The 26204-nt window shown below is 71.5% G+C and carries 25 protein-coding genes; 13 read left to right on the top strand and 12 right to left on the bottom strand.

Going from position 1 to position 26204, the window contains the following annotated elements; all coding sequences use genetic code 11:
• Positions 1-3 precede the first annotated feature (3 nt).
• The 12 genes from AAW14_RS22615 to AAW14_RS22560 form a co-directional block, all read right to left on the bottom strand.
• A complete protein-coding gene (locus AAW14_RS22615) occupies positions 4-1302 on the bottom strand; it encodes an aspartate aminotransferase family protein (protein ID WP_265565747.1) in 1299 nt (432 codons plus the stop codon).
• Positions 1299-2309 carry an SDR family oxidoreductase gene (locus tag AAW14_RS22610; protein WP_265565746.1) on the bottom strand — a complete coding sequence of 337 codons (1011 nt, stop codon included), beginning with the start codon at positions 2307-2309 and terminating at the stop codon, positions 1299-1301. The genes AAW14_RS22615 and AAW14_RS22610 overlap by 4 nt, the downstream gene beginning before the upstream one ends.
• Before the next feature lie 10 nt (positions 2310-2319).
• Positions 2320-3087 (bottom strand): SDR family oxidoreductase, encoded by a 768-nt coding sequence (locus AAW14_RS22605; protein WP_265565745.1) that lies wholly within the window; start codon positions 3085-3087, stop codon positions 2320-2322.
• Positions 3084-4316 (bottom strand): beta-ketoacyl-[acyl-carrier-protein] synthase family protein, encoded by a 1233-nt coding sequence (locus AAW14_RS22600; protein WP_265565744.1) that lies wholly within the window; start codon positions 4314-4316, stop codon positions 3084-3086. The genes AAW14_RS22605 and AAW14_RS22600 overlap by 4 nt, the downstream gene beginning before the upstream one ends.
• Complete coding sequence (locus AAW14_RS22595) at positions 4313-4567, bottom strand: acyl carrier protein (protein ID WP_265565743.1); 255 nt, start codon at positions 4565-4567, stop codon at positions 4313-4315. Before AAW14_RS22595 ends, AAW14_RS22600 begins: the two co-directional genes overlap by 4 nt.
• A gap of 31 nt (positions 4568-4598) precedes the next feature.
• Entirely contained in the window at positions 4599-5321 is a 723-nt protein-coding gene (locus tag AAW14_RS22590; protein WP_265565742.1) for an SDR family oxidoreductase, read from the bottom strand.
• Positions 5311-6282, bottom strand: coding sequence for an ACP S-malonyltransferase (locus AAW14_RS22585; protein ID WP_265565741.1), 972 nt, complete (start codon positions 6280-6282; stop codon positions 5311-5313). The genes AAW14_RS22590 and AAW14_RS22585 overlap by 11 nt, the downstream gene beginning before the upstream one ends.
• On the bottom strand, positions 6279-7085 hold the full coding sequence (locus AAW14_RS22580; protein ID WP_265565740.1) for a MaoC/PaaZ C-terminal domain-containing protein: 807 nt from the start codon (positions 7083-7085) through the stop codon (positions 6279-6281). Before AAW14_RS22580 ends, AAW14_RS22585 begins: the two co-directional genes overlap by 4 nt.
• Positions 7086-7260: 175 nt before the next feature.
• Entirely contained in the window at positions 7261-8142 is an 882-nt protein-coding gene (locus tag AAW14_RS22575) for a class I SAM-dependent methyltransferase (RefSeq protein ID WP_265565739.1), read from the bottom strand.
• A gap of 151 nt (positions 8143-8293) precedes the next feature.
• Entirely contained in the window at positions 8294-8422 is a 129-nt protein-coding gene (locus AAW14_RS22570; RefSeq protein ID WP_265565738.1) for a hypothetical protein, read from the bottom strand.
• Positions 8423-8634: 212 nt separating this feature from the next.
• Positions 8635-9264, bottom strand: coding sequence for a response regulator transcription factor (locus AAW14_RS22565; RefSeq protein WP_265565737.1), 630 nt, complete (start codon positions 9262-9264; stop codon positions 8635-8637).
• A 94-nt stretch (positions 9265-9358) separates the two neighbouring features.
• Positions 9359-11620: an MMPL family transporter gene (locus tag AAW14_RS22560; protein WP_265565736.1), complete on the bottom strand. Its 2262-nt coding sequence runs from the start codon at positions 11618-11620 to the stop codon at positions 9359-9361.
• 505 nt (positions 11621-12125) lie between these two features.
• On the opposite strand from AAW14_RS22560, the gene AAW14_RS22555 reads away from it, so the two are divergent.
• The 13 genes from AAW14_RS22555 to AAW14_RS22495 all read left to right on the top strand — a co-directional run bounded on the left by AAW14_RS22555 (position 12126) and on the right by AAW14_RS22495 (position 26195).
• Complete coding sequence (locus tag AAW14_RS22555; RefSeq protein ID WP_265565735.1) at positions 12126-13541, top strand: flavin monoamine oxidase family protein; 1416 nt, start codon at positions 12126-12128, stop codon at positions 13539-13541.
• 175 nt (positions 13542-13716) lie between these two features.
• Entirely contained in the window at positions 13717-14724 is a 1008-nt protein-coding gene (locus AAW14_RS22550; RefSeq protein WP_265565816.1) for a lytic transglycosylase domain-containing protein, read from the top strand.
• A gap of 54 nt (positions 14725-14778) precedes the next feature.
• Positions 14779-15876: a sigma-70 family RNA polymerase sigma factor gene (locus tag AAW14_RS22545; RefSeq protein ID WP_265565734.1), complete on the top strand. Its 1098-nt coding sequence runs from the start codon at positions 14779-14781 to the stop codon at positions 15874-15876.
• Between the two features lie 121 nt (positions 15877-15997).
• Entirely contained in the window at positions 15998-16942 is a 945-nt protein-coding gene (locus AAW14_RS22540) for an ABC transporter ATP-binding protein (protein ID WP_265565733.1), read from the top strand.
• The gene (locus tag AAW14_RS22535; protein WP_265565732.1) at positions 16939-17709 is read left to right on the top strand and encodes an MlaE family ABC transporter permease; all 771 of its coding nucleotides are present in this window, start codon (positions 16939-16941) and stop codon (positions 17707-17709) included. Before AAW14_RS22540 ends, AAW14_RS22535 begins: the two co-directional genes overlap by 4 nt.
• A 3-nt stretch (positions 17710-17712) precedes the next feature.
• Entirely contained in the window at positions 17713-18567 is an 855-nt protein-coding gene (locus tag AAW14_RS22530) for an MlaE family ABC transporter permease (protein ID WP_265565731.1), read from the top strand.
• A 5-nt stretch (positions 18568-18572) separates the two neighbouring features.
• The gene (locus AAW14_RS22525; RefSeq protein WP_265565730.1) at positions 18573-19820 is read left to right on the top strand and encodes an MCE family protein; all 1248 of its coding nucleotides are present in this window, start codon (positions 18573-18575) and stop codon (positions 19818-19820) included.
• Positions 19817-20854, top strand: coding sequence for an MCE family protein (locus AAW14_RS22520; RefSeq protein ID WP_265565729.1), 1038 nt, complete (start codon positions 19817-19819; stop codon positions 20852-20854). The genes AAW14_RS22525 and AAW14_RS22520 overlap by 4 nt, the downstream gene beginning before the upstream one ends.
• Before the next feature lie 197 nt (positions 20855-21051).
• A complete protein-coding gene (locus tag AAW14_RS22515) occupies positions 21052-22032 on the top strand; it encodes an MCE family protein (protein WP_265565815.1) in 981 nt (326 codons plus the stop codon).
• A complete protein-coding gene (locus tag AAW14_RS22510; RefSeq protein ID WP_265565728.1) occupies positions 22029-23162 on the top strand; it encodes an MCE family protein in 1134 nt (377 codons plus the stop codon). The genes AAW14_RS22515 and AAW14_RS22510 overlap by 4 nt, the downstream gene beginning before the upstream one ends.
• Positions 23159-24439: an MCE family protein gene (locus tag AAW14_RS22505; RefSeq protein WP_265565727.1), complete on the top strand. Its 1281-nt coding sequence runs from the start codon at positions 23159-23161 to the stop codon at positions 24437-24439. Before AAW14_RS22510 ends, AAW14_RS22505 begins: the two co-directional genes overlap by 4 nt.
• Positions 24436-25710 carry an MCE family protein gene (locus tag AAW14_RS22500; RefSeq protein ID WP_265565726.1) on the top strand — a complete coding sequence of 425 codons (1275 nt, stop codon included), beginning with the start codon at positions 24436-24438 and terminating at the stop codon, positions 25708-25710. The genes AAW14_RS22505 and AAW14_RS22500 overlap by 4 nt, the downstream gene beginning before the upstream one ends.
• Positions 25683-26195, top strand: coding sequence for a hypothetical protein (locus tag AAW14_RS22495; protein WP_265565725.1), 513 nt, complete (start codon positions 25683-25685; stop codon positions 26193-26195). The genes AAW14_RS22500 and AAW14_RS22495 overlap by 28 nt, the downstream gene beginning before the upstream one ends.
• The last annotated feature ends 9 nt before the right edge of the window (positions 26196-26204 follow it).

The raw sequence follows: 26204 nt of genomic DNA, 5'->3' as shown, positions 1-26204 counted from the left end.
TGGTCAGACGGTCGAACGGCGTTTTGCCGCTGTCGCGGCAGCCCCTTCGAGCGCTGTTTCGAGCCAGGCGAACTCCGGCTCGCCGAAGAAGGCCGAGGGAGTGAAACGGACGGTCGCCAGCGAGTTCGCCGCCGGGCAGACCACAACGCCTCTCTCAAGGAGTTCCAGCACGAATTCGCCCGCCTGGGCGGCCTCGTGGAATTCGACGCCGAAGAGCGCGCCTCGGCCTCGGATGTCCTTCACCAGATGGCCGCACGGCTCCAGACGCTGCTCCAGCAGGTCCCGAAGCCGTCCCTCCAGGGCACGGGTACGCCCCGGTACGTCCTCGCGCAGCACCGCCTCGACCGTGTGCCGCACGGCGACCGCGGCGAGCGGGTTCCCGCCGAAGGTGGAGGTGTGCAGGACCGGATCCCGGTTGAGCGGGGCGAACACCTCGCGCGTCGCGACGACCGCCCCGACCGGCACCACTCCCGCGCCGAGCGCCTTGCCGCTGAGCAGGATGTCGGGCACGACTCCTTCCTCCTGGACGGCCCACAGGCTGCCTACCCGGCCCAGGCCGGTCTGGATCTCGTCCACGACCAGCAGCGCTCCCGCGCGGCGGCACGCCCGCTCCACCTCGCGCAGATAGCCGGGAGGTGGCAGCCGCACCCCGCCCTCCCCCTGCACGGGCTCGACGATGACGCACGAGTCCGCGGTGAGCCGCGCAGCCAGAGCCTCGGCGTCCCCGTACGGGACGAACTCGACCGGTCCGGGCAGCGGTTCGCACGGATCCCGGAAGACGGCGCGCCCCGTCACCGCGAGTGCCCCGAGCGTCTTGCCGTGGAAGCCTCCCTCGGTGGACACGACATGGCGCCTGCCGTTCATCCGGGCGAGTTTGAGAGCCGTCTCGCAGGCCTCGGCCCCGGAGTTCGTCAGGTACACGTACTCCAGACCGTCCGGGCAGGCCGCAGCCAACGTCCGTGCTGCCACGGCGAGTTCCTCGGAGTAGACGAGGGGGCCGGTGATCGCCAGCTTCCGCAGCTGGCGGGCCACCGCCTCGGTGACCGGCGGGTATCCGTGGCCCAGCAGAAAGACGCTGAACCCGCCGCAGTCGAGCAGGCGCTGCCCGTCCGAGGTGTCGAGGTAGTCGCCCTGCGCGCTCGCGACGACGGGTGCGGCCATCAGCTCCGCCATCCGGGCCAGTCCGGTGTTGACGTGCCGGTGGTACAGGGCGAGGACGTCCGCGCGGTCCATGCGGGGCCCGGCGGCGGGCCGGCCGGTCGGCTCGGGGGCGGTCCGCCCGGTGGTCCGCTCGCTCGTCATCCGTTCACCGCCTTCGGCGCCAGCCGCACGCGCGCTCCCCAGTACTCCAGGGCGGCGTCCAGGCAGGCCACCAGGTCTGGCGGTTCCGGCAGGTCGGCGAAGCCGGCGGCGGGACCCGGCAGCGTGCCGTCGGTCGCGAGCGGTCCGATGACGTCGGTGAAGAACTCCAGCCGTCGGCGCATGTCCGCCGCGAGGGCGTCGCCGAACGCCGGCATGATCAGCCGGTGCACCATCTCGGCGTCCACCAGCCGGGGTCGGGTCACGGTCCTGCCGAGTCCCCGCGCATAGGCCTGGCAGCGTTCGACGAACTGCTCGATGGTGAGCGCCCGCTTCCCGGCCGTGATCCAGTGCTCGCCCCGTGCTCCCGCGTCGAGCAGCGTCGTCACACATTCCGCCACATGGTCGCAGGGCAGGAAGTCCAGATACGAACCGGGCGCCACCGGCACCAGGTGGGCGTCCCCGGTGACCAGGGCCTTCATGGCGGCGTAGATCCCCTGGAAGCGGGGGATGGCGCCGGTCGCGCTGTGCCCGGTCACCACGGTGACCCGCATAATCGTCCACGGTACGCCCGCACTTCGCGCGATCCGCTCCGCGGCCTGCTTGGACTCGCGGTAGACCCGCGAACGCCCGGTCTCGGTACTGCCGTCGCGCTGCTGGACGTAGACGGTGCTGATCAGATGGAAGGGCACGCCCGCGGCCTCGGCCAGCCGCAGTGCGTGCGCCGTGCCGCCGACGTTGACCTGCCGGACCTCCGTGGCGGGCCGGGCGAAGGAAGTGACGGCGGCGCTGTGGATCACGCCGCCGATCCGGTCGGCGACCCGACGGTAGGCGGCCGGTCCCAGCCCGAGGTCCGGCCGGGTCACGTCGCCGGGGACGGTCTCCACACCGTCCGGCGGGCGGGTCCCGCCCTCGCGGACCAGCCCGACGACGCGTTCGGTGCCGAACGCCGCGGCCAGGCTCTGCCCGATGACGCCACCGACTCCGGTGATCAGGAAAGGGAGGGACATCAGCACGCCTTCACATCAGGATCGAGTAGCCGCCGTCGATCACGACGGTCTGGCCGGTGATCATCTCTGCCTCGTCCGAGAGCAGGAACGCCGCGAGGGTTCCGACGTCGTCGGGCCGTACCAGGCGACGACTCGGTGTCCTCGCCAGCGCCGCGTCGAACAGCTCCGTGTGCCGGCCGAAGCCGCGGGCCGCGTCGGTGTCGACCAGTCCCGGGGTGACCGCGTTCACCCGGCAGCGCGGCGCCAACTCGACCGCGAGATAGCGGACCAGGGACTCCTGCGCCGCCTTCGACGCGGCCAGCATCCCGTAGGCGTGCGGCAGAACGCGCTGTGCGCCCAGGCTGGAGACCGCGAGCACGGACCGCAGTTCCGGCGCCGCCTGGACCAGTCGCAGCATGGACCGGGCGTGCGTCTCGACGGCCCAGTCCCAGTGGCTGCGCCGTGTGTCCATCAGCGAGCGCTCCACCCCGGTGCCCGCGTTGGACACCAGCAGCGTCGGCGGGCCGAGTTCGGCGGTGACCCAGTCAACGACCTTGGCGGGGACGTCACCGCGGGGGTCTCCGAAGAAGGCCCGGCGGGCGCAGGCCCGCGCACCGAGTCCCTTCAGTTCCTCGACCGTGCGGTCGGCCGTGTCGCGGTCGCGCATATAGGTGACGGCGACATCGGCTCCCAGTGCCGCCAGACGGCGGGCGATGCCCGCGCCGATGCCCTTGGAGCCGCCGGTGACGAGTGCAATCCGGTCGGCGAACGGCTGCGGACCGGGGCCGTCCACGCTCATGCCTTGGCCAGTGCCAGGGAGCAATTGACACCTCCCAGCGCGAAGGAGTTGCTCAGGGCCAGCTCGGCGTCGGTGCCGCGGGACTTGTTGGCGACGACGTCGATGTCGCATTCGGGGTCGACGGTGTCGTAGTGGGCGGTGGGCGGCAGCACCCCGCGGTGCAGGGCGAGCAGCGCGGCGGCGGCCTCGGTGGCGGCCGTGCCGCCCATGAGGTGGCCGTGCACCGACTTGGTCGATGACACCGGCGGCAGGCACGGGCCGAACAGCTCGCGCAGCGCGCGCACTTCGGCCGCGTCGCCCGCCCTCGTGCCCGCCGCGTGCGCGTTGACATAGCCCACCTCGGCGGGCCGACGGCCCGCCATCCGCAGGGCGAGCGCCATGGCGGCGGTGGCGCCCCTGCCGTCCGGCCGTGGCGTGGAGAGGTTGTACGCGTCGCCCGTGTGGCCGTAGCCGACGATCTCCCCGTAGACCCGCGCTCCCCGGGCCCGGGCCCGGTCCATGTCCTCGAGGACCAGAACGGTCGCCCCCTCGCTCATGACGAAGCCGTCGCGGTCGGCGTCGAAAGGACGGCACGAGCGGGCCGGGTCCTCGGCACGGGTCGCCAGCGCCCGCGCGGCCACGAAGGCGGCCAGCGCCACGGGGTGCAGCGATGCGTCGCAGCCGCCTGCGAGCACCAGGTCGGCGGTGCCGTTGCGGATCAGTTCCGTCCCGCGGGACAGGGCGTGCCCGGAGGCGGCACAGCCGCTGGTGGGGCACTCGACGGGGCCGGTGAAGCCGTACTCCATCGACACCATCCCGGCGGCCGCCGTCGGCATCATGGACATCGACACGGCCGGGGAGATCCTGCGCCAGCTCCGCTCGGTCAGTCCCACCGCCTCGGCGGCGACGCGGTCGAGGCCGGCGTAGGCGGTGGCGATGACGACCCCGGCGCGTTCCGGGTTCAGCCCCGCCTGTGCCGGTCCCGCGTCCTCCATCGCCAGCCGGGCGGCGGCGATGCCGAACTGCGCGAACCGCTCGGTCCTGCGCGCCTGCCGGCCGTCCAGGTAGTCCTCCGCCCGGAAGTCCCGCACCTCACCCGCGGCCCGTACCGGGAAGCCGTCGAGGCGGAAGCGGGTGAGCTCGCCGATACCGGAACGCCCCTCGAACAGGGACTCCTCGAACGCTTTGATCCCCGTGCCGGCGGGGGTGACCGGCCCGATGCCGGTCACCGCCACCCTGCGGGGGGTCACCGCTGCTCCACCAGCGCGGTGACGCGGTCCACTATGCCCTTGACGACGAGCATGTCCTGGAGGTGCTCGTCCGACACGGACAGGTCGTGGCGTTCCTCGAGCACGGCGACCGCGCTCATCAGATCCACCGAGTCGAGCCCCAGGTCGTCGAAGAGGTGCGCCTCGGGCGTGATGCGTTCCTCCGGTACGTTGAACCGCTCCGTCAGCAGGTCCTTCACCTCGTGCTCGACTCGTTCCCTCGTGTTCTCCACGGCTGTCTCCTCCGTATCGGCCGACGTTCGGCTAGCAGAGCCCGCCGTCGACGTTGATGAGCTGACCGGTGACGGCGGCAGTGTCGACGCAGAACCGGACGGCGTTGGCCACCTCCTCGGGCGTCACGAACTGCCCGGTTGCGGTGGAGCCGACGATGCGCTCCCGCGCCGGGGCGTCGAGTCCGGCGATGAGCGGGGAGTCGACCAGGCCGGGGGCGACGACGTTGGCCGTGACACCGTGCCGGCCGGTCTCCCGGGCCACCGAGCGGGTGAACCCCACCAGTCCGGCCTTCGCGGCGGCGTAGTTGCTCTGGCCCGGCAGTCCGATCGCGCCGCTCACCGAGCCGATGCTGACGATCCGTCCGAAGCGCTGCGTGATCATCGAGGGAAGAGCCTGGCGGACGCAGTGGAACACGCCGGTCAGGTTCACCCGCAGTACGTCGTCCCAGTCCTGGTCGCGCATCCGCAGTGCGGGCCGGTCGCGCAGCACACCGGCCGCGTTCACCAGCACGGTGACGGGACCCAGTGCCTCGGCGCTCCGGCGGAAGGCGCCGCGCACCGCGTCGGGGTCGGCGACGTCGAGGGGCACGGCGAGCGCGTCCGGAAGGCCGGCGGCCAGTTCCTCCGCCGCCGACGCCCCCTTGTGGTAGCCGACGGCGAGACGCATCCCGCAGGCGGACAGTGTCCTGACCACTGCGGCGCCGATCACTCCGCCGCCGCCGGTGACCAGGGCGACCCGGGGTTCAGCTGCCATCCTCCACCGCCTTGTCGAGCTGGGCCGGGGCGCTCCGGGCGGCCTGGAACGGCCGCGGGACCCTGGCCTCGTCGTCGTCGGACACCAGCCGCAGGCGGGGCTCCAGTTCGGGCACGATGGCGCGGACCAGCCCCAGCAGCCGGGCGGGTGAACCGGGTCCGAGCTCCACGAACGCGCGGTGGCCCTCGCGTGCGGCGGCGCGCACGGCTCCGCAGAAGTCCACTGCCGCGGTCATCCCGGCGACGAGCAGCTCCCTGATCCGGCCGGGGTCGGTCGTGGCCTCCCCGGTGATGCAGGAGTACAGCGCCGCGCGCGGGCGGCGGATCCGTGCCTCCTCGAGCGCCTCGCGCATCTCCGCCGCGGCCGGCGCCATCAGGTTCGTGTGCGCGGCGTACGGCACCCGCAGGGGCCGGATCCGGAACGCGCCGCGTGCCCGGCACCGCCGGGCGGCGTCGTCGAGCGCCGCCGTCTCCCCGGCGATGACGATCTGTTCGGGACTGTTGACGTTCGAAACCTCGACGACCCCGCCGCCGGCCCCGATGTCCTCGCAGACGCCGCGCACCTCGGCCTCCGAGAGTCCGAGCACGGCGGCCATCGCGGTCCCGGTGCCGGCGCACCGTGCCATGGCCCGCGCGCGACGGGCGGTCAGCCGCAGCCCCGTTTCGAACGTGAGCGCCCCGACCGCCGCCAGGGCGGTGAACTCGCCGAAGCTGTGGCCGATGACCGCTCCCGGGGGCGGCTCGTGCCGCAGCAGTGCCGTCGCCGTGGCCACGCCCACGACGAACAGCGCCGGCTGCACCGTTTCGGGGTCCCATACGGGGTCGGCGTCGGTCGTGCACATGCGGGTCAGGTCGGTGCCGAGCAGCGCCCGGGCCTCGTCCAGCAGCGGTCCCGCCGTGCTGAGCCCTGCGGCCATACGGGCCCGCTGCGCCCCCTGGCCGGGGAACATCCACACGGTCATGTCGCCGCTCCGCCCGCCGTGAACCAGGTGTCCTTCAGCACGGGACGGCCCGCCACGAGGGCGTCCAGCGTGTACGGGCCCTCCGGAGCGATGCCCCGCACGGCGAAGTCCACGATGTCGTCCGGCCTGACGGGCCGGGCGAAGCGCGCATGGATCAGGTCCAGCCGTGCGTCGTCGCCGCCGAGGACGCGGTCGGCCAGCCCCGTGACGGCCAGGTGGAGGGTCGCCATCCCGTGGAGGACGACGCCGGGCAGCGCGGCCTCGCGCGCCGCGGTCTCGCTCAGATGGATGGGGTTGTGGTCGCCGCTCGCCTCGGCGTACCGGGACGGCAGATCACCTGGAACCACTGTGCTCCAGGCCGCGACCACCGGTCCCGTGCCGACCGGAGCCGGCTGCCGCGCCAGACGGCCCCGCCCGGTGGCGGGGCCGAGGGTCAGGGTGGTGAGCAGGTCCGCGATGCCGTCCCCGGCAGGGCCGCGCACGCTGGTGCGCACGACGGCGGCCCGCTGGAAGCCGTAGTCCCCTTCGTCCTCGAGGCTCGCGGTCACGACGGTCTCCTCGCCGACGCGTGGACGCCGGTGGACGCGTATGTCCTGCTCGGCATGGCGGACGTCGCGCAGCCGCGGGCGCACCGGGCTCCGCTCCAGCACCTGGGTCAGTGCCCGCGGCAGCGCCCGGACCAAGAAGAACACCGGCACTGCGGCGGACGAGATGTCCAGCGCCCGGGCAAAGGATTCGACGTCGGAGGGTTCCACGGAAAACCGGAACGGCATCTGGTCACGCTGCGCGTTCCGTATCGTCATCGCCTTCACCATCCACCCGGCGGAGTTCGCCCGTTGTGCCGCTCGATTTCCCGGCCGGTCATCTTTTCCGGGACACCGCGAGCCTAGGGAAGGGGAACCTCCTCGAACCATCCCGGAATTCCGTAGTGCTGTTCGGGGGTTTCCGGGGGGAAGTTGCCCGGGCCGCGGCCGTTCTTCACGGTCGGCGCGCCGTGACGACGGCCGGTTTGACGGTGCCGCGCCGGTACTCCTCCCGCGCCGCGGCAAGGGTGTCGAGGAGCGTTTTCGTCTCGTCGGTGCCGAATATCTCCGCGACGTCACCGAAGAACAGCCGCATCGCTTTCAGCCGGTCCCCCAGAAGCGCGTCCGCCCATTCGGTGAGGTCACGGACGACGATGTCGGTGAATCCGCTCCGGACGAGCTGGGCCACTCGTTCCTCTGCGTCGGTCAGGAAGAAAATGTCCGGCGGATGACACCGGAGGAAATCGTCGGACAGGTCTCTGCCGGATACGCGCAGGCTCGTCTCCTCGGTCATGACGAGCAGCCCGCCCGGCCGCAGTACCCGGAACGCCTCGCAGAACACCGTCTCCACCTCGGCGAAGTGCGGCAGCGACCCGGTGCACACCACGGCATCGAGGCAGCCGTCGCTCAACGGCAGGGCCCGCACGTCCGCCTGCACCGGCTGGGCGGTCCGGGTGTCCGCCGCGTTCTCGATGGTCGAAAACAGCCGGACGTGCTCGGCGACGAAGTCGACGCCTACGCACCGCCCCGTCGTGACGCCGCGCGCCCGGAGGCCGGCGACGATCTCCCGCAGCGCGCCGCCGAATCCGCAGCCGAGTTCGGCCAGGCTGACGGCGGTGCCCGGCTCGACGCCCGCCGCGACGGCCGCGGCCACCAGCGCGCAGCCCTGCGCCCCGAAGTGGCCCAACTGGTCGAAGCCCAGGGCGCGGGCCCCGGCCGCGTCCCCCGCCACGTCGAGCATGCCTTCCCAGGAGCGGTCCCAGTCGTGCAACGCGTGGAACAGCCGGCGGTGGTAGTCGCCCTGCAGTTTCCGCTGCCGTCCCGCCTTCCGACCCACTTGCCGCCTCCCCGGTACGCCGGACCGTCGACGAAAGTGCCCGGGTCCCTGAATTTGCGTGGTCAGGAATTCCCGGGCACGGATGGAGCGGCGTACGCCCGCTGCCGTGTCGCACGGCCACAGGCGTACGCCTTCGAGAGGGGTGGATCGATTACTCGAATTCCACCTCGGAGATGTCGAGCGAGGTGCTGGAGGAGGAACAGGTGCAGCCCTCCTCAACACCGATTCCCTCAAGGGAGGAGACCTGCTCGTCGACGATCTCGAACGTGATGTCGGCCATTTCTCATCCTTTCGGAGTTCCCGATGACAGGACCCTCAGACTATGGATTCGCGGCACGGCGGGCGCCACGGATTGCCGTAGTAGTCCGCACACGGCGAACGACGGCCATGAACAGCGGCCGCCGCAATGAGACGGACCGCAACGAGACATCCCGGGACCACAAATGAGACGGACCGCACGAGAAGGATTGCTCGTGGCACCGGTGACCGCGGTTACGCGAGACCGAGAGCCGTCGCACGTTCGACCACTTCCAGCCGGTTGCGCGCGCTGAACTTCGACAGCAAGTGGCGCATGTGGTATTCGACGGTGTTCTCGCTGACGAACAGCGCTTTCGCGATCTCACGGTTGCGCAGTCCCCGCCTGAGCAGCTCCAGCACATCGCGCTCCCGGCGGGTCAGGTACGGTGCCGGTCCGGTGGCCCGTTCCTTGAGGGCCTCGGCGAAGGCCCGGTCCATGACGCTGACCCCGAGCGTGTGTGCGGCGAGGATTGCCTCCACCGCGCGGGGCAGGTCAATGGTGTCCTCCAGGTAGACCCGGCAGCCACGGCGCATCCAGCGGTCGCAGCGCCGCCAGTCGCGTCGCTGGCCGAGCATGGCCAGTCCGACGCTGTCCCGCACGGCGTTCGCACCCGAGATGGTGCGCTGGATGTCGCCGTCGTCGAGCTCCTCACCGGCGAGGATCCACTCGGCCCGCCGGGTGTGGACGAGCGACGGCAACTCGTCGTGCCCGGGGCTGCGATAGATGTCCACACCCCGGTAGCACGCCGCCTGCTCCACCCGAAGGGCGCGCCAGGTCCCCACGAGGACGACGCAACAGTCCCCCCAGTCACCGTCGTCGCGCACACCCATACGGTCGCGCGGAGACGTCCTGTGCACAGCGGTTCCCCCGAATCCCTTGGCAGTTGAACGACAGGTTGCGACCTCGGCCCACCGCGCTTCAGCCCCCCGCTCTCACACCGACTTTCGCGTGCAGGCGGCGCAGCCGCGCCGGAGCCCACCAGTTGGCCCGCCCCATGACCATCATGAACGCCGGCACGAGCACCCCCCGGATCACCACGGCGTCCATGACGACGGCCAGGAACATGCCCAGGCCCAGGAGTTTGAGCACCGACACCTGGGAGGTGGCCAGGGCGAGCAGTACTCCTCCGATCAGCACGGCAGCCGCAGTGATGAGCGACCCCGTCCGGCCGACGCCCTCGATCACCGCACGGGTGTTGTCGCCGTGCACCGCGTACCGCTCCCGGATGCGGGACATCAGGAAGATCTCGTAGTCCATGGACAGGCCGAACGCCGCACAGAACATCAGCACCGGGACGGTCACGTCGAGATACCCGGTCGACACGAAGTCGCCCACCAGCCATTTCAGGTGACCGTACTGGAAGACGTAGACCATCGCGCCGAACGACGCCGTGAGGCTGAGGGTGTTGAAGACGATCGCCTTCAACGGGACCAGCAGGCCTCCGGTGAACAGAAGCAGCAGCACGAACATCACCAGCGCGATGACCCCCAGCGCATAGGGAAGCCGGTTCCCGATCACCGACTTGGTGTCGGCGAAGAGGGCGGAGTCACCCGCCACGAAGACGGCGCCCGGCGCGGGCATCGCTCTGATCCTGTGCACGATCCGTTCGCTGCGCGGCGAGAACGCGGTGTCCTCGGACACGACGTCGAGCCTGAACACACCGCCCCGGGCGAAGACTCCAGGTGCTGCGCCCGGCCGGTCGACCTGCTCCCCCTTGGCATAGGTCCCGAGCGCCGTGGTGACATGAGCGACGCCGTCGATGCGTGACACCGAACGGTAGTAGGAGTCCTCCTCTCCTCGTCCCGCGTTTGCCCGCGGGTCGGTCCGCACGACCACCTGGATCGGGTCCAGCGCTCTCGCGTCGAAGTCGCTGTCGATCATCCGCGCCGTCCGGTACGCCTCCGCGTCGGCGGGCAGCACCCGTTCGTCGGTGAGGCCGAACTTCGCGTGGGTGAACGGCAGTCCGAGCAGGATCAGCACCAATACGGCAGGCAGGGCCACCAGCACGGGCCGCCGGGAGATCCTGGTGGCGAGCCGCGACCACCAGGACTCCTCCGGCACCGCGGACCGCCGGCCCAGCCTGCGCAGGACAGGCGTGATGTCCCCGGCGTCGAGCCAGCGGCCGAACACCAGCAGGGCGGGCGGCAGCACCAGTACGGCCGCGGCACCGACGGTGAGCACGGCGGGGATGGCGGCGTAGGCGAGCGAGCGCAGAAAGTACAAGGGGAACAGGACCAGCGCACTCAGGCACAGGGCCACCGTCACCGCCGAGAAGAACACGGCGTGCCCGGCCGTGCGCACCGCCACCACCAGAGCTTCCTGCTGGGTCCTGCCCCTCCCCGTCTCCTCGCGGAAGCGCATCAGGAGGAACAGGCTGTAGTCGACGGCAAGTCCGAGCCCGAGCGCCGTGGTCAGATTGAGGGCGAAGATCGAGACATCGGCGAACTCGGTGACCACACGGAGGATGGCGAGGGTGAGCACGACCCCGATCACACCGATGAGGAAGGGAAGCAGGGCGGCGAGCACGGTCCGGAACACCAGGAGCAGGACCAGCAGGACGATGGGCGCGGCGACCAGCTCCGCCTTGGCCAGATCCTGGTCGCTGCGGTGCTGCAGCTCGGCGTTGCTCTCGGCCTCGCCGGTGGCCCCGACGTCGAACGGCCCCTGCCGGCCCGTCAGGCCAGGGACGATACGTTTCGCCGTGCGCTGGGCCTGGTCGTCGTCGCCCGCAAGGCGCACCGCCACCACACCGGAGCGGCCGTCGTGCGACCGCAGCAGTCCGTCGCCGGTGGTCCAGTAGGACTGCGCGGAGAGCACACCGGCCTGCCGACCCACCCGCTCGGTGTAGCTCACACCCGCCGCGGCGATCCGGGGGTCGTCGAGGGGGCGGTCGGCCCGCAGCAGAAGGAGCAACTGCGGCTGTTCCACGCCGAATCGCTGCCCCAGCTCACTCCGGGCGGTGCGCAGATTGCCCGTGGCCGCCGCATAACCGCCGTTCGACAGGCGCTCGACGACCCCGGAGCCGTACCATCCCGCGAGCGCGACGATCAGCACGGTGACGGCGAGCACGAGATGCCGCCATCGCAGGACGGACTCCGCGGCCTTCTCGAGCAGGGTACGTCGTGGTCGTACGGCAGCGGTTTCCTCCGGAGCGTCCACCGATTCCCCCCGCTTCGTCATATGCCTCCCCATGGCTTCCGACCAAAGGCACCCGACTCGCGGACAACGGGCGCCGCCCCCCGGCCCTGGTCCGGCCGACCTGGCTCGTGTGTCGACCCACCGGCCGCCCGTAATCATACATACATACACGTATGATCGCCACGCCGACTTGCCCGGACCGTATGCCCCTGGCACTGGCCCGGTGGATCGGCGGACATATGCCATCCATGTGCCGCGAGGCCATCCTCACCGGGTCCCGGCACGCCGCGGAACCCGCAATTCGGCCGCTCGCCGCGCCCACCGGCGCACGGCTCGATCCTGTCGTTGACTTGGTCCGACCCTCCCCGCCATCATCCGAAGGCAGACAGAGACCACAGAAGTTCCACACAGAAGTCGGCGCTGGTTGGTTGGTCGGGTGCGCCGACCGGGTTCGTACCCAGTCCCGTCCGCATGCCGCCCTACGGGGCGGCACGGGAGGAGCAGTCGTGCGGCACGGGCCTGGATCAACCTCGACCAGGAGCACCCCATGCCCAACCAGCCAACCGACATCCCCGCACCGACCCCGCCCCGGAGCGCCGACGTCCTCGTCGTCGGCGCCGGCATCGCGGGCCTCGCCTGCGCTCGCGAACTGAGCCGGCGCGGCATCCACGCCATCGTGCTCGAAGCACGCGACCGCGTGGGCGGGCGTCTGCTGAACAGCGAGTGCGACGGCGACGTCATCGAACTCGGCGGCCAGTTCCTCGGCCCGGGCCAGGACCGCGTGTACGCCCTGGCCGCCGAACTGGGCGCCACCACGTGCGCCACCCACCGCGCAGGCAGCAATCTCATCGAGACCGGACGGGGCGGCCTGCGCCGCTACCGGGGCGCCGTCCCGAGGCTCGCTCCCCATGTCCTGCTCGATGTCTCCGCCGCCCAGCGGAGGTTCGAACGGCTTGCCCGCACGGTCGACCCAGAGGCGCCGTGGCGCACCCCCGGCGCGGCCGAACTGGACGCCGCCACCGTCGCCACCTGGATCCGGCGCACCCTGCGCACGCCGGACGGGCGACGGCTGTTCACGCTGGCGTGCGAGGCCGTCTGGTCCTGCCAGCCCTCCGAACTCTCCCTGTTGCACGCGCTCTTCTACGCCCGTGCCGCCGGCAGCTTCGACGCACTGATCAGCACGGAGAACGGCGCCCAGCAGGACCACGTCGTCGGCGGCGCCCAGATGCTGGCGATCCGTATGGCCGAGCAGCTCCCAGGCCAGGTGCACCTCGGCTCGCCGGTCCGGCGCATCGAGCACTCGGACCGGTCGGTGCGCGTCACCACGGCCGACGAGACCGTCTGGCGCGCCCGGCACGTCGTGGTCGCCGTCCCGCCGACGCTGGCCGGCCGGATCGTCTACGAGCCGCCGCTGCCCCCCGACCGTGACGCACTCACCCAGCGTCTGCCGATGGGCAGCGTCGTCAAGTGCGTGGCCGTCTACTCCGAGCCGTTCTGGCGGCGGCACGGCCTCAGCGGGCAGGCGACGAGCCTGCGCGGCCCTCTTGGAGTCGTCTACGACAGCACACCGGAGCACACCGGCCGCGGAGTGCTGCTGGGCTTCGTCGAAGGCGCCGCGGCACGGGCACACGCCCGGCTCACCCAGGAGCGGCGCCGCGCGGCCGTGGTCGCGCAACTCTCCCGTCTGTTCGGCGACCGCGCAGCCGAGCCCCGGCACTACGTCGAGCAGGACTGGACGGCGGAGCGGTGGAGCCGCGGTGGGTACGCCGCCTTGTTCCCGCCCGGGGTGTGGACCCACCTCGGTCCCGCACTGCGCCGCCCGGTGGGCCCCATCCACTGGGCGGGCACCGAGACGGCCACCCGCTGGTGCGGCTACATCGACGGTGCGCTGTGCTCCGCGGACCGGGTCGTGCGGGAGATCACGGCCCGGTTGACGCCGGACGGCGACCACGCCGTCGTCTGATCCCTGCGAACCTGCCCCTCCCCGACGGACCTCGCCCGCTCGCCGCGACGGACGCGCCGCCCGTCCGCGTAGAGCAGAGGACGGAATCCGTACAGGGAGGGGCAGCACAGTGGCAGGGCGCGCGTTGAAAGGTGCACTCACAGGCGCGAAGGGCACGGCGATCGCGGCGGCGGCCATGGCGGCGCTGACGGCGTCCCAGGCGCCGGGGGCGGCGCCGGCTCGGGCGTCGGAGCCGGCGCAGGGCACGGCAGCCGCCGAGCACGGCCCGACCGTCTCCGGCGACACCCCGTACCGCACGGATCAGCCGCCGCTGCGGGCCGGGAAGCCGAAGTGGGACACGGCGCCGCACGTGGCGGGCGGCGCGCTGCCCGCCACCGTCTACGCGGCGTACCGGCGCGCCGCCACGGAGCTCGCGCGCACCGCGCCCGGGTGCGGGCTGCGCTGGCAACTGCTGGCCGCGATCGGCCAGGTGGAGTCGGGGCAGGCGTGGGGCGGCCGGGTGGCCCCGGACGGTACGACCCTGACACCGATCCTCGGGCCCCGGCTGGACGGCGGTGCCTTCGCCCTCGTCCGGGACACCGACGGCGGGGTCCACGACGGGGACACGGTCTACGACCGCGCGGTCGGCCCGATGCAGTTCATCCCGTCCACCTGGGCCCGCTGGGGCGCCGACGGCAACGGCGACGGACGAGCCGACCCGAACAACGTCTTCGACGCGGCGCTCGCAGCCGGGCGCTATCTCTGCGCGGCCGGCACCGACCTGTCGGACCCCGCCGGCCTCGACCGGGCGATCCTCGGCTACAACCACTCGGAGTCCTATCTGCGCACGGTCAGGGCCTGGTACGCCTACTTCCTCGAGGGGCACCAGGTGGTGCCGGACCTGTCCGCCCCTTCCCCGTCCCGGCCGGAGCCGTCCCGGCCGGGCGCCTCGAAACCGGCGACCAAGCCGTCCGGCCGCCCGAGCGCGGCTCCGTCGCCCACGCCGTCGGCTCCGGCGCCTTCCCCCACCGCGTCCCGTACGGCCGGTGGGACGCAGGCGTCCCACGGGCCGCTGCCGCCCGCGCCCGCACCGACCGTCACGCTGCCCGGGGCCGGTGCGCTGCCCGTCCCGGGCCCGCTGACCAGCAACGGTGAGAACACGATCGGCTCCTCCCCCTCCCCAACCGCGGATACTCGGCGGTAATGTCGCCACCCGCCGGGCGGCACGGGACCGGCGGGTGAGCGCGAAGGGGCCCTCATGGCGACGAACATGCCTGGTGGGACAGAGGCGGCCATGGCCGCGGAGACACAGGCGGACCACGATCGTTGGCAGCGCATGTGGAGCCACCGCGAGCAGTTGCTCAAGGTGGCCAGGCGCAGGTCGATGAGTCCGGAGGACGCCGAGGACGCGGTGCACGAGGCGATGCTGCGCGCCGCGGAGCGCCCGGACCTCGACGACGAGCGCCTCGGCGCCTGGCTGACGACCGTGACGATGCGGTTGTGCGTGGACCGGTACCGCCAGGTCAACCGGGAGGCCGAGGTACGCACCAGCCCCACCCTCTCCGCCCCGGGCCCGGTGCCCGTCGAGGAGGTGGTGTGCGACCGGGCCGAGGCCAGATGGCTTGCCGTGCGCAGCGGGGAGCTCCCCGCCCGCCAGGCGGAGGCCCTGCGGCTTAAGTCGGAGGACCTGGACGTGAGCCAGGTCGCGGTGCGGATGGGGCTGAGCTACCGGACCGTCGAATCGCTGCTGGCCCGGGCCCGGCGGACGCTGCGTGCCTCGCTGGCCGGGACCCTCGGGCTCGCGCTCTTCCTGCTCGGGCGCGGCCGGCCGCGTACGGGCGGAAGGACCCAGACGATGGCGGTCGCCTCCACGGCGGCGACACTGGCGGTCGCGGGTCTGGTGCTGCCGCAGGCGCTCCACGGCGGGGGCGGCGGAAACGGTCCGGCCGTCCGGCCGGCCGTGTCCCGGAACGCGGAGTCCCCGCGGTCCGACAGCGGCAGCGGGACGAGCGTCGCGCATCCGCACGGACCCGCGCCCGCGGCGCCGACGGCGGGCCGGAACGCGGCACGGCCGACCGGCCAGGAATCACTCGTGCCGCTGTCCGTGCCCTCCCTGCCGGAGGTGTCGCCGCTCCCGGCGCTGTCGGCGCCCGATGTCCCGAAGGCGCCCGACGTCCCCACGGTGCCGCATGTGCCGAACGTGCCGCATGTGCCGCATGTGCCGAACGTGACCGCGCCGGTCAGGTCCGCCGTCCCGTCGATTCCCGCGGCCCCGGCACCCTCCGCCGTACCGTCCGTGCCGCGGGCCGTCCCCACGTCGGGAACCCCCGGCACGCCCACGGTGCAGCTGCCGTAGCACGCGTGTCACCCCATTCGTAACCTGCAGGAAAAAAAATCGGCCTCCGCCGCGACGGACGCCCCGCTCCTCCCCGTAGAGCAGACGTCGGAGCTGCTCACGTGGGCGAAGGGTGGAGCGGATGGGTGTCGAGATCTGTGTGGAAGGGCTGACCAAGTCCTTCGGTCACCAGGTCATCTGGCAGGACGTCTCGTTGACGCTGCCCGCCGGAGAGGTCTCGGTCATGCTCGGCCCCTCGGGGACGGGCAAGTCGGTGTTCCTCAAGACGCTCGTCGGACTGCTCCGGCCGGACCGCGGGTCGGTGAAGATCGCGGGCCGGGACATCACCCGACTGCGCGAGCACGAGCTGTACGAGGTGCGGAAGCTGTTCGGGGTGCTGTTCCAGGACGGCGCGCTGTTCGGCTCGATGAACCTGTACGACAACATCGCCTTCCCGCTGCGCGAGCACACCCGCAGGTCCGAGAGCGAGATCCGGCGGATCGTGCTGGAGAAGATGGACATGGTCGGGCTGATCGGCGCCGAGGAGAAACTGCCCGGCGAGATCTCCGGCGGTATGCGCAAGCGGGCCGGGCTCGCCCGGGCGCTGGTGCTGGACCCGGAGATCATCCTCTTCGACGAGCCGGACTCGGGCCTCGACCCGGTGCGCGTGGCCTATCTCAACCAGTTGATCGTCGACCTCAACGCGCAGATCGACGCGACCTTCCTGATCGTGACGCACGACATCGCCTCCGCCCGCCAGGTGCCCGACAACATCGGGCTGCTGTTCCGGCGCGAGCTGGTGATGTTCGGGCCCCGTGAGCAGCTGCTGACCAGCGACGAGCCCGTGGTGCGCCAGTTCCTGAACGGCCGGATGCAGGGGCCGATCGGCATGGCGGAGGAGAAGGACGCCGCCCAGGTCGAGCAGGAGCTGGCACAGCTCGGTGACGGCGGACGCACCGAGACTCCCGGCAGCCAGGCGCTGACTCCCCGCCTGCTGCCGGGACCGCTCATCACCCGGACGCCCCGCTGGGAGGAGATCGCGCGACGGGAGGCCGAACTGCGCCGGAGGGAGGTGACCCGGGCATGAGTCTGTCCCCGGTCGGCGCGCTGCGGCAGTCGGGCCATCTGTTCGCGATGTCCCTGGACGTCCTGCGGGCCCTGCCCCGGCGGCCCTTCCAGGCGCGTGAGTTCATCCAGCAGGCGTGGTTCGTCGCGAGCGTCACCATCCTGCCGACGGCCCTCGTCTCGATCCCGTTCGGAGCGGTCATCGCCCTGCAGATCGGCAGTCTGACGCGGCAGCTGGGGGCTCAGTCCTTCTCCGGTGCCGCCTCGGTGCTCGCGGTGCTGCGGGAGGCCTCGCCGATCGTCACCGCGCTGCTGATCGCGGGCGCGGGCGGCACGGCGATCTGCGCGGACCTGGGTGCGCGCAAGATCCGGGACGAGATCGACGCGATGCAGGTGCTCGGCATCGACCCGATCCACCGGCTCGTCGTACCCCGTGTGCTCGCCTCGATGGTGGTCTCCGTCCTGCTCAACGGGCTGGTGTCGGTCGTCGGCGTCGCGGGCGGCTATTTCTTCAACGTGATCCTCCAGAACGGCACGCCGGGCGCGTATCTGGCGTCGTTCACCACCCTCGCCCAGCTCTCCGACCTGTGGGCGGCCGAACTGAAGGCGCTCGTGTTCGGGGCGATCGCCGCGATCGTCGCCTCCTACAAGGGGCTGACCGCGCAGGGCGGCCCCAAGGGGGTCGGCGACGCGGTCAACCAGTCGGTGGTGATCACCTTCATGTTGCTGTTCGTGACGAACTTCGTGATGACCGCGGTGTACTTCCAGGTCGTCCCGCAGAAGGGTTAGCCGATGCCACCTTCAGGACCGCGCTCTCCCGGGCTGCGCATAGCGGGGCTCCTCGGCCGGCCGCTGCGCCCACTCGACGGTCTGGGCAGCCAACTCGCCTTCTACGCACGCTCCTTGGCGTGGACCGGCCGTACCCTGCGCCGCTACAAGAAGGAGGTCCTGCGGCTGCTCGCCGAGGTGAGCTTCGGCCGGGGTGCGCTCGCCGTCGTGGGCGGCACGGTCGGTGTGATCGCCTTCCTGTCGTTCTTCACGGGCACCGAGGTCGGCCTCCAGGGCTACGCGGCCCTGAACCAGCTCGGCACCTCCAACTTCGTGGCGTTCCTGTCGGCGTACTTCAACACCCGGGAGATCGCCCCGCTGGTGGCCGGGCTCGCCCTGTCCGCGACCGTCGGCGCCGGTTTCACGGCGCAGCTCGGCGCGATGCGGATCAGTGAGGAGACCGACGCGCTGGAGGTGATGGGCGTCCCCTCGCTGCCGTTCCTGGTGACGACCCGGATGATCGCCGGATTCGTCGCCGTGATCCCGCTGTACGTGGTCGGGCTGCTGTCCTCGTACCTGGCCGCCCGCACGATCACCACCGGCTACTACGGGCAGTCGACGGGCACCTACGACCACTACTTCCACCAGTACCTGCCGCCGGTCGACGTGCTCTGGTCCTTCGGCAAGGTGATCGTCTTCGCGGTCCTGATCATCCTGGTGCACTGCTACTACGGCTACTACGCGAGCGGCGGGCCGGCCGGGGTCGGCGTCGCGGTGGGCCGTGCGGTGCGCACCTCCATCGTGGCCGTCAATGTCCTGGACTTCTTCCTCAGCCTCGCGATCTGGGGCGCCAACACGACCGTACGGATCGCGGGGTGAAACCGATGAAAGTACTGAGACTGCGGTTGTACGGCATCGCGTTCCTCGCCGTGCTCGCGCTGCTGCTGTCGCTGGCGGTGGCCGTCTACCAGCAGGCGTTCACCCCTGTCGTGCGGATCACGCTGCAGGCGGACAGCCTCGGCAACCAGCTCGATCCCCGGGCCGACGTCAAGCTGCGCGGGCTGCTGGTCGGCGAGGTGCGCGCGGTGCACGCCGACGGCACCAAGGCGACCCTCGACCTCGCGATCAAGCCGGAGTACGTCACCCACATCCCCTCGGACGTGCACGCCCGGCTGCTGCCCAAGACGCTGTTCGGCGAGAAGTACGTCGACCTCGTGGCACCCGCCCGCTCCACGGCCCGGCCCATCCGCGCCGGTGACGTCATCACCCAGGACCGCACCGAGGCGGGCATCGAGCTGCAGCAGCTGATGAACGACCTGCTGCCGCTGCTGCGCACGGTCGAGCCGGGTGAACTCAACGCCACGCTCTCGGCGTTCGCCACCGCGCTGGAGGGCCGCGGCGACCGGATCGGCGACAACCTCACCCGGGTCGAGGACTATCTGCGCCGCCTCAATCCGCATCTGCCGTCCCTGAAGGAGGACATCACACGGTTCGCCGATGTCGCCGAGGTCTACGGCGACGCGGCGCCCGACCTGATGCGGATCCTGCGCAACACCGTCACCACCAGCCGCACGCTCGTCGAGAAGAAGGACCGGCTCGCCGCCGCGCTCCGCACGACGACGGCCGTCGCGGGCACCGCGCAGGACTTTTTCGACGAGAACGGGGACCGGCTGATCACCCTCGGTCAGGTCTCCCGACCCACCCTGGAGCTCTTCGCCCGCTACTCCCCCGAGTACCCCTGCCTTCTGAACGGCCTGGTCCGGCAGGAGCGGGCGTCCGAGGATGCGTTCCGGGGCGGCGAGATGCGGATCACCCTCGAGGTCGTCCGACCGCAGGGCGCGTACCGGCCCGGTGAGGAGCCGCGCTACGCCGACCAGTCCGGGCCGAGCTGCCGGGGCATGCCCCATCCGCCGGTACCGGGACCGAAACCCAAGCTCAACGACGGTACGTCGGCCGTTGGTTCGGACGGCGCACTGCCCGGAGGTGTCACCGTGTCCGCCACCACGGCCGAACAGCGAGCCGTCGGCTCGCTCGTGGCCCCCGTCATGGGCGTGCCCGCCGACCAGGTGCCGCCCGTCGCCACCCTGTTGTTCGGGCCGCTGGCCCGCGGGACGGCGGTGAGCGTCGCATGAGGACGACACGAGCCCGGCAGACCATGGCACCACTGGTCAAGTTCAGCCTGTTCGCGGTGGTGACGATCGCGGCGACAGCCCTGCTGGCCGCCACCATCGTGAACGTCTCCCTGACTCCCACCCGCACGTATCACGCGGTTTTCAGCGATGTGACGGGCCTTCAGGAGGGCGACGACATCCGGGTGGCCGGGGTGCGGGTCGGCCAGGTCGAGGGCATCCGGATCAAGGACCGGACCCTGGCTGAGGTCACCTTCGACGTCGCCGCCGACCGTTCGCTGCTGACCAGCACCGGCGCGGTCGTCCGCTACCGGAACCTGGTGGGACAGCGGTACATCGCGCTGACCGAGGGCGCGGGTGACGGCACCCGGCTGCGGCCCGGCGGCACGATCCCGCTGTCGCGGACCGAGCCGGCGCTCGACCTCAACGCGCTGCTGAACGGCTTCAAGCCGCTGTTCGCCGCGCTCAGCCCGGACGACGTCAACCAGCTCGCGACCGAGATCATCAAGACCCTGCAGGGCGAGGGCGGGACCGTGAACAGCCTGCTGGCGCACACGGCGTCGCTCACCACGACCCTCGCCGATCGCGACAAGCTGATCGGCTCCGTGGTCGACAACCTCAACACCGTGCTGGACACGCTCGACAAGCGCGGTGCCCGCTTCTCCGACCTGATCACACAGCTGCGGCGGGTGATCTCCGGGCTGTCCGCCGACCGGGTGCCCATCGGGCAGTCCCTGGTGAACATCGGCGACCTCACCGACGCCACCTCGGGGCTGCTGACGGACGCGCGTGCGCCGCTGAAGGACGACATCGCGGGACTCACCGGTCTCACCGGGACGCTGAACAGGAACGAGACGACCGTGGAGGGCGTGCTGAAGCGGCTGCCGAACAAGCTGAACGAGCTGACGGGGACGGCGTCCTACGGCTCGTGGTTCAACTTCTACCTCTGTGACTTCGACGGCCGTGTGGTGCTGCCGAGGACGAAGCAGGTGCTCACCCCGGAGCTCCACGTGGCACAGGCGAGGTGCGGCGGATGAGGACGACGCGCACGGTGCCGCGGCGGACCCGGCGCCGTCCCGAGCCTCTGGTGAAGGTGCACGTCCTGCCGCCGAGGCTGCCCCGGCTGCCGAGGCCGCGGATCCTTCCGCGCCGGGCCCCCCGCCGCCCCGCGCCCTTGGTGAAGGTGCACGTCCTGCCGCCGAAGCTGCCGCGTGTGCGGCTGCGCCGGCCACGGCTGACACCGTTCCGTGAACGCAATCCCGTGGTGGTGGGCGCCGTGGGGCTCATCACCCTCGCCCTGCTGACCATGGCCGCGTTCAATGCCGACAGCCTGCCGCTGATCGGCGACGGGGACACGTACAGCGCGGCCTTCTCGGAGGCGGGCGGCCTCAAGCCGGGCGACGTGGTGCGTATCGCCGGGGTCGAGGTCGGCAAGATCAAGGGCGTGGACCTGGACGGCGACCACGTCAAGGTGACCTTCAAGGTCAAGGGCGGTCCGCAGTTCGGCACCGACACCGGCGCGGCGATCCGGGTCGGAACGATCCTCGGCGCGAAGTACCTCGCGCTGCTCCCCAAGGGGCCCGGCCGGTTGCGGCCGGGCAGCGAGATTCCGCTGCGGCGGACGGTCTCGGCGTACGACGTGGTGCAGGCGTTCAGCGACCTCACGACCACGACGGAGCGGGTGGACACGCAGCGGCTCGCCAAGGCCATGGACACCCTCTCCACCACCTTCCAGGACTCCCCCACGGAGGTACGGGCGTCCATCAAGGGACTGTCGAGGATCTCCCAGGCGATCGCCTCGCGCGACGAGGCACTGCGTGGGCTCCTCGAGCACGCGAACGGGGTCACCGGGGTGCTGGCGGCGCACACGAAGGACTTCTCCGCACTGGTGAAGGACGGCAACCAGCTGTTCCAGGAGATCAGCAGGCGGCGCGCGGCGATCCACGCCCTGCTGAAGAGCTCCGCGCTGCTGGGCATCGAGCTGTCGGGGCTGGTGGACGACAACCGCAAGGAGATCGGGCCCGCACTCGCCAACCTCGACACATTCGTCAGGATGCTCGAACGCAACCAGGCGAGCCTGGACCGGAGCGTCAAGCTGCTCGCGCCCTACATCCGGGTCTTCACCAACACCCTCGGCAACGGCCGCTGGTTCGACTCCTACATCCAGAACATGGTCGCCGCCCCGGTGGTGCCCAGGACTGGAGGCTCTCGATGACCGGACGTCTTCCCGTGCGGCGCACCCTGGCGCTGCTGACGGCGCTCGCCGTGACCGCCGCGCTTGCGGTCGTACTGTGGCCGCACTCCCGCCCCGTGCGCGTCACGGCGTACTTCCCGCGCACCGTCGGCATCTACCCCGGCTCCGACGTGCGCGTGCTCGGTGTCCGCATCGGCGAGGTCAAGAAGATCACGCCGGAGGGCGGCCGGGTGCGGGTGGATCTGGAGTACGACGAGGGGCGCAGGGTACCCGCGGACGCTCAGGCCGCGATCATCAACTCCTCGGTGGTCAGCGACCGTTACGTCCAGCTGCTGCCGGTGTACCGGGGCGGCCCGGTGCTGCGGGGCGGCGATGTGATCCCCGAGAGGCGCACCGCCGTCCCGGTCGAGCTGGACCGCGTCTTCGACAGCCTGCACACCACCGCCGAGGCGCTCGGCCCGAAGGGCGCGAACAAGAACGGCTCGCTGTCGCGGCTGCTCGGGGTGAGCGCCGACAACCTCCGGGGCCAGGGCGCGAACCTCAACCGGACCGTCGAGGACCTCTCGCAGGCGGTCACCACCCTGTCCGGCAGCCGCGGCGACCTGTTCGGCACCGTGCGGAACCTGCAGGTGTTCACGGCCGCGCTGGCGGCCGACGACACCAGCGTCCGGTCCTTCAACGACAGCCTGGCGGAGGTGGCGCAGCAACTCGCCGGGGAGCGCGGGGACCTCGCGGCGGCGCTCAAGTACCTGGCCACGGCGCTCGGCGACGTGTCCGACTTCGTCAAGCACAACAAGAAGGCACTGACCTCGGACGTACAGGGCCTCAGCAAGGTCACCGAGGTCCTGGTCACCCAACGGGCCGCATTGGAGGAGCTGTTGACGGTCGCTCCCACGGGTCTGTCGAACCTGCAGAACGCGTACAACCCGGCCGCCGGCACCCTCGACACCCGCAACAACCCGCAGAACCCCCAGGACCCCGCGTCCCTGCTCTGCTCCCTGCTGCGGACGACCGGGGACGCGGGCGGCAAGAACCCGGACTGCTCGCAGCTCCAGCGGCTGTTCGACTCGCTGCCCCAGCTGCCGGCGGCCCCGACGGGGTCGGGCACGGTGGACCGTACGCTCGGCGGAATCCTGGGGGCGGGCGCATGAGCGGGCCGCACACGGGCCGGACACTCGCCTGGACGGCGGCGGGTTCGCTGCTGCTGTCCGGCTGTTCGTTCAACGGCTGGTACGACGTCCCGCTCCCCGGCGGTGCCGCCGCGGACGGCCGCGCCTACCACGTCACGGTCGAGTTCAGGGACGTACTGGATCTGGTGCCGCAGTCGGCGGTCAAGGTCAACGACGTCACCGTGGGCGCCGTCGAGAAGGTCGAGCTGGACGGCTGGCACGCGCGGGTGCGGCTGCGCGTGGCCGACTCGGTGAGGCTGCCCGCCAACGCGGTGGCCGATCTGCGGCAGACCAGCATGCTCGGCGAGAAGTACGTGGCCCTGTCCGCGCCGCCGGGCTCCGCGCCCGTGGGACGGCTCCACGACGGGGACGTGATCCCACTGTCCCGCAGCGGCCGCAACCCGGAGATCGAGGAGGTGCTGTCGGCCCTGTCCGCGCTCCTGAACGGCGGCGGCGTGGCCCAGCTCAAGACGATCACGGTGGAACTGAACAAGGCCCTGGAGGGCCGCGAGAACCGTGTCGACTCCCTGCTCAAGGAGCTCGACACGTTCCTCGGCGGTCTGGACGAGCAGCGGGCGCAGATCGTCCGCGCGCTCGAGGGCATCGACCGGCTGTCCAGGCGGCTGGGGAAGGAGAAGACGACGATCGCCCAGGCCGTCGACTCGATCCCGCCCGCCCTGAAGGTCCTCGCCGACCAGCGCCGTGACCTGACGAAGATGCTCACCGCCCTGTCGAAACTCGGCGAGTCCGGCACCAGGGTCGTCAACGCCTCGCGGGACGACACGGTCGCCGACCTGGAGCAGCTGCGGCCGATACTGCAACAGCTGAACAGGGCGGGCGACGACCTGCCCAACTCCCTGGAGCTGCTGACCACATACCCGTTCCCGCGCAACGCGGCGGACGCGGTCAAGGGCGACTACGTCAACCTCAAGATCACCGCTGACCTGGACCTGGCAGGCATCTACGGCAACCTCACCGGCAAGCCCGGCAGCGGCGGAGGGTCCGGCAAGAAGCCCACACCGGCTCCCGGGCTCCCCAGCCTGCCGAGTGTGCCGCTGCCCACGGCGCTCCCCAGCGCCCCGGGCCTGCCGAAGGTGCCGAAGCCGTCGGCCGTGCCCTCAGCTCCGGCCGGCGGCGGTAATCCGCTCTGCCCACCGGTGTGCACCGCGGACTTCGGCACCCGGGCGGACGCGAACCGGCTCCCGCCGGGTATCGACCTCGCCCTCGCCGAGCTCATGCTGAAGGGGATACAGCCGTGATCACACGTACGGTCAAGGCCCAGTTGCTCGCCTTCGCCACCGTCACCGCCGTCGGGGTGTCGTACGTCGGCGCCGAGTACACGGGCCTGGTGGACGGTCTCCTCGGCCGCGGCTACACGGTGACGGCCGACTTCGCCGAGTCCGGGGGCATCTTCCCCGGCGCCGAGGTCACCTATCGCGGGGTGCCCGTGGGCCGCGTCGGCGATCTGCGGCTGAACGGCTCCGGGGTGTCGGTGCCGCTGAAGATCCAGGACGGTGCTCCGCGGATCCCGGCCGACACCCTGGCGGTGGTCGCCGACCGCTCGGCGGTGGGCGAGCAGTACGTCGATCTGCAGCCCCGGCACTCCGGCGGCCCCTATCTGCGGAACGGCAGCCCGATCCCGCGCGGGAGCACCCGGCTGCCCCTGCCGGTCACCGACCTCGTCCTCGGTCTGGACCGGCTGGTCAACTCCGTCGGCAAGGACGATCTGCACACCACCGTCGACGAGTTGGGCAAGGCTTTCGCCGGCACCGGACCGGGTCTGAGCCGCCTGGTGGACTCCGGCAACAACCTCGTGGAGTCGGCGTCCGGCTCGCTCCCGCAGACGGTGTCGCTGATCGAGGACTCGCGGAAGGTGCTCAAGACGCAGACCGACAAGGGCTCGGCCATCAAGTCGTTCTCCCGTGATCTGGCGGCGCTCTCCGCGCAGTTGAAGTCGAGCGACGGGGATGTGCGCCGGTTGATCGGCAACGCAGTGCCGGCCGCCGAGGAGGTCGACTCCCTGCTGAGGTCCACCCGGCCCCAAGTGCCGGTGCTGCTGGCCAACCTCATCAGCGGCGGCCAGATCACCCTGGCCCGGCTGCCCGGCGTGCAACAGGCCCTGGTCACCTTCCCGGTGGTGGTCGCGGGCAGCTACACCGTCATCCCGGGCGACGGCACCACCCACTTCGGCCTCGTGGTGAACGCGAACGACCCACCGCCGTGCACCCAGGGCTACGGCACCCGGCGGCGCGATCCCTCCGACACGAGCACGCGTCCGGCGAACACCGACGCACACTGCACCGCACCGCGCGGCAGCGCCACCTCGGTGCGCGGCGCGCAGAACGCACCCGGGGCGTCGTCCGGTTCGGGCCGTGACGGACAGGCCGCGTACGTCACCCCGTACGACCCGGAGACCGGCACCGCCACCGGCCCGGACGGAACGCCCGTCGAGATCGGCTCGACGGGCGGCCAGCAGACCGTGTTCGGAAAGGAGTCGTGGCAATGGTTGCTCGTCGGCCCGATGGCATGAACGAGGGGCGCCGCCGGGCGCTGGCCGCGGTGCTGGTCGCCGCGACGGTCCTGACGACCGCGCTGTCGGTCTGGCTGGGCGTCCGGCTGTCCGGGCAACGCGCGGACGAACAGCGTCGGCAGGACATCCTGGCGGCGGCCCGGCAGTCGGCACTGAACTTCACCTCGCTCGACTACCGGCACTACGGGCGGGACAGCGGGAACGTGCTGAAGGGCGCCACCGGCGACTTCAAGAAGGAGTTCGCCGCGCAGACCGCGGAGCTGACGAAGCTCGTCGCACGGAACAGGTCGGTGTCCGAGGGACAGGTCCTCGAAGCGGGCATCGTACGGTCCGACGCGCGTTCGGCCCGGGTCCTGGTCGTCGCCGACAGCAAGGTGACCAACACCGCCGTGCCCGAGGGCCAGGCGCGCAATTACCGGCTCCAGCTCGACCTCGTGCGCGAGCAGGGCCGCTGGCTGACCTCCGACGTCGAGTTCGTGGGCTGACCGCGCCCC

The sequence above is a fragment of the Streptomyces hygroscopicus genome (assembly GCF_026168105.1).
GTDB lineage: Bacteria > Actinomycetota > Actinomycetes > Streptomycetales > Streptomycetaceae > Streptomyces > Streptomyces hygroscopicus_D.
Note: the sequence above shows the minus strand (reverse complement) of the source record. Positions and strands in the feature narration are given on the sequence as shown.

Coding starts and splice junctions, on each gene's coding strand:
- AAW14_RS22615 (WP_265565747.1), bottom strand. CDS start 1,302: ATGACGAGCGAGCGGACCACCGGGCGGACCGCCCCCGAGCCGACCGGC.
- AAW14_RS22495 (WP_265565725.1), top strand. CDS start 25,683: ATGGTTGCTCGTCGGCCCGATGGCATGAACGAGGGGCGCCGCCGGGCG.
- AAW14_RS22545 (WP_265565734.1), top strand. CDS start 14,779: ATGGCGACGAACATGCCTGGTGGGACAGAGGCGGCCATGGCCGCGGAG.
- AAW14_RS22525 (WP_265565730.1), top strand. CDS start 18,573: ATGAAAGTACTGAGACTGCGGTTGTACGGCATCGCGTTCCTCGCCGTG.
- AAW14_RS22510 (WP_265565728.1), top strand. CDS start 22,029: ATGACCGGACGTCTTCCCGTGCGGCGCACCCTGGCGCTGCTGACGGCG.
- AAW14_RS22570 (WP_265565738.1), bottom strand. CDS start 8,422: ATGGCCGACATCACGTTCGAGATCGTCGACGAGCAGGTCTCCTCCCTT.
- AAW14_RS22540 (WP_265565733.1), top strand. CDS start 15,998: ATGGGTGTCGAGATCTGTGTGGAAGGGCTGACCAAGTCCTTCGGTCAC.
- AAW14_RS22590 (WP_265565742.1), bottom strand. CDS start 5,321: ATGGCAGCTGAACCCCGGGTCGCCCTGGTCACCGGCGGCGGCGGAGTG.
- AAW14_RS22605 (WP_265565745.1), bottom strand. CDS start 3,087: ATGAGCGTGGACGGCCCCGGTCCGCAGCCGTTCGCCGACCGGATTGCA.
- AAW14_RS22560 (WP_265565736.1), bottom strand. CDS start 11,620: ATGACGAAGCGGGGGGAATCGGTGGACGCTCCGGAGGAAACCGCTGCC.
- AAW14_RS22555 (WP_265565735.1), top strand. CDS start 12,126: ATGCCCAACCAGCCAACCGACATCCCCGCACCGACCCCGCCCCGGAGC.
- AAW14_RS22520 (WP_265565729.1), top strand. CDS start 19,817: ATGAGGACGACACGAGCCCGGCAGACCATGGCACCACTGGTCAAGTTC.
- AAW14_RS22505 (WP_265565727.1), top strand. CDS start 23,159: ATGAGCGGGCCGCACACGGGCCGGACACTCGCCTGGACGGCGGCGGGT.
- AAW14_RS22610 (WP_265565746.1), bottom strand. CDS start 2,309: ATGTCCCTCCCTTTCCTGATCACCGGAGTCGGTGGCGTCATCGGGCAG.
- AAW14_RS22585 (WP_265565741.1), bottom strand. CDS start 6,282: ATGACCGTGTGGATGTTCCCCGGCCAGGGGGCGCAGCGGGCCCGTATG.
- AAW14_RS22550 (WP_265565816.1), top strand. CDS start 13,717: ATGGCGGCGCTGACGGCGTCCCAGGCGCCGGGGGCGGCGCCGGCTCGG.
- AAW14_RS22530 (WP_265565731.1), top strand. CDS start 17,713: ATGCCACCTTCAGGACCGCGCTCTCCCGGGCTGCGCATAGCGGGGCTC.
- AAW14_RS22535 (WP_265565732.1), top strand. CDS start 16,939: ATGAGTCTGTCCCCGGTCGGCGCGCTGCGGCAGTCGGGCCATCTGTTC.
- AAW14_RS22580 (WP_265565740.1), bottom strand. CDS start 7,085: ATGACGATACGGAACGCGCAGCGTGACCAGATGCCGTTCCGGTTTTCC.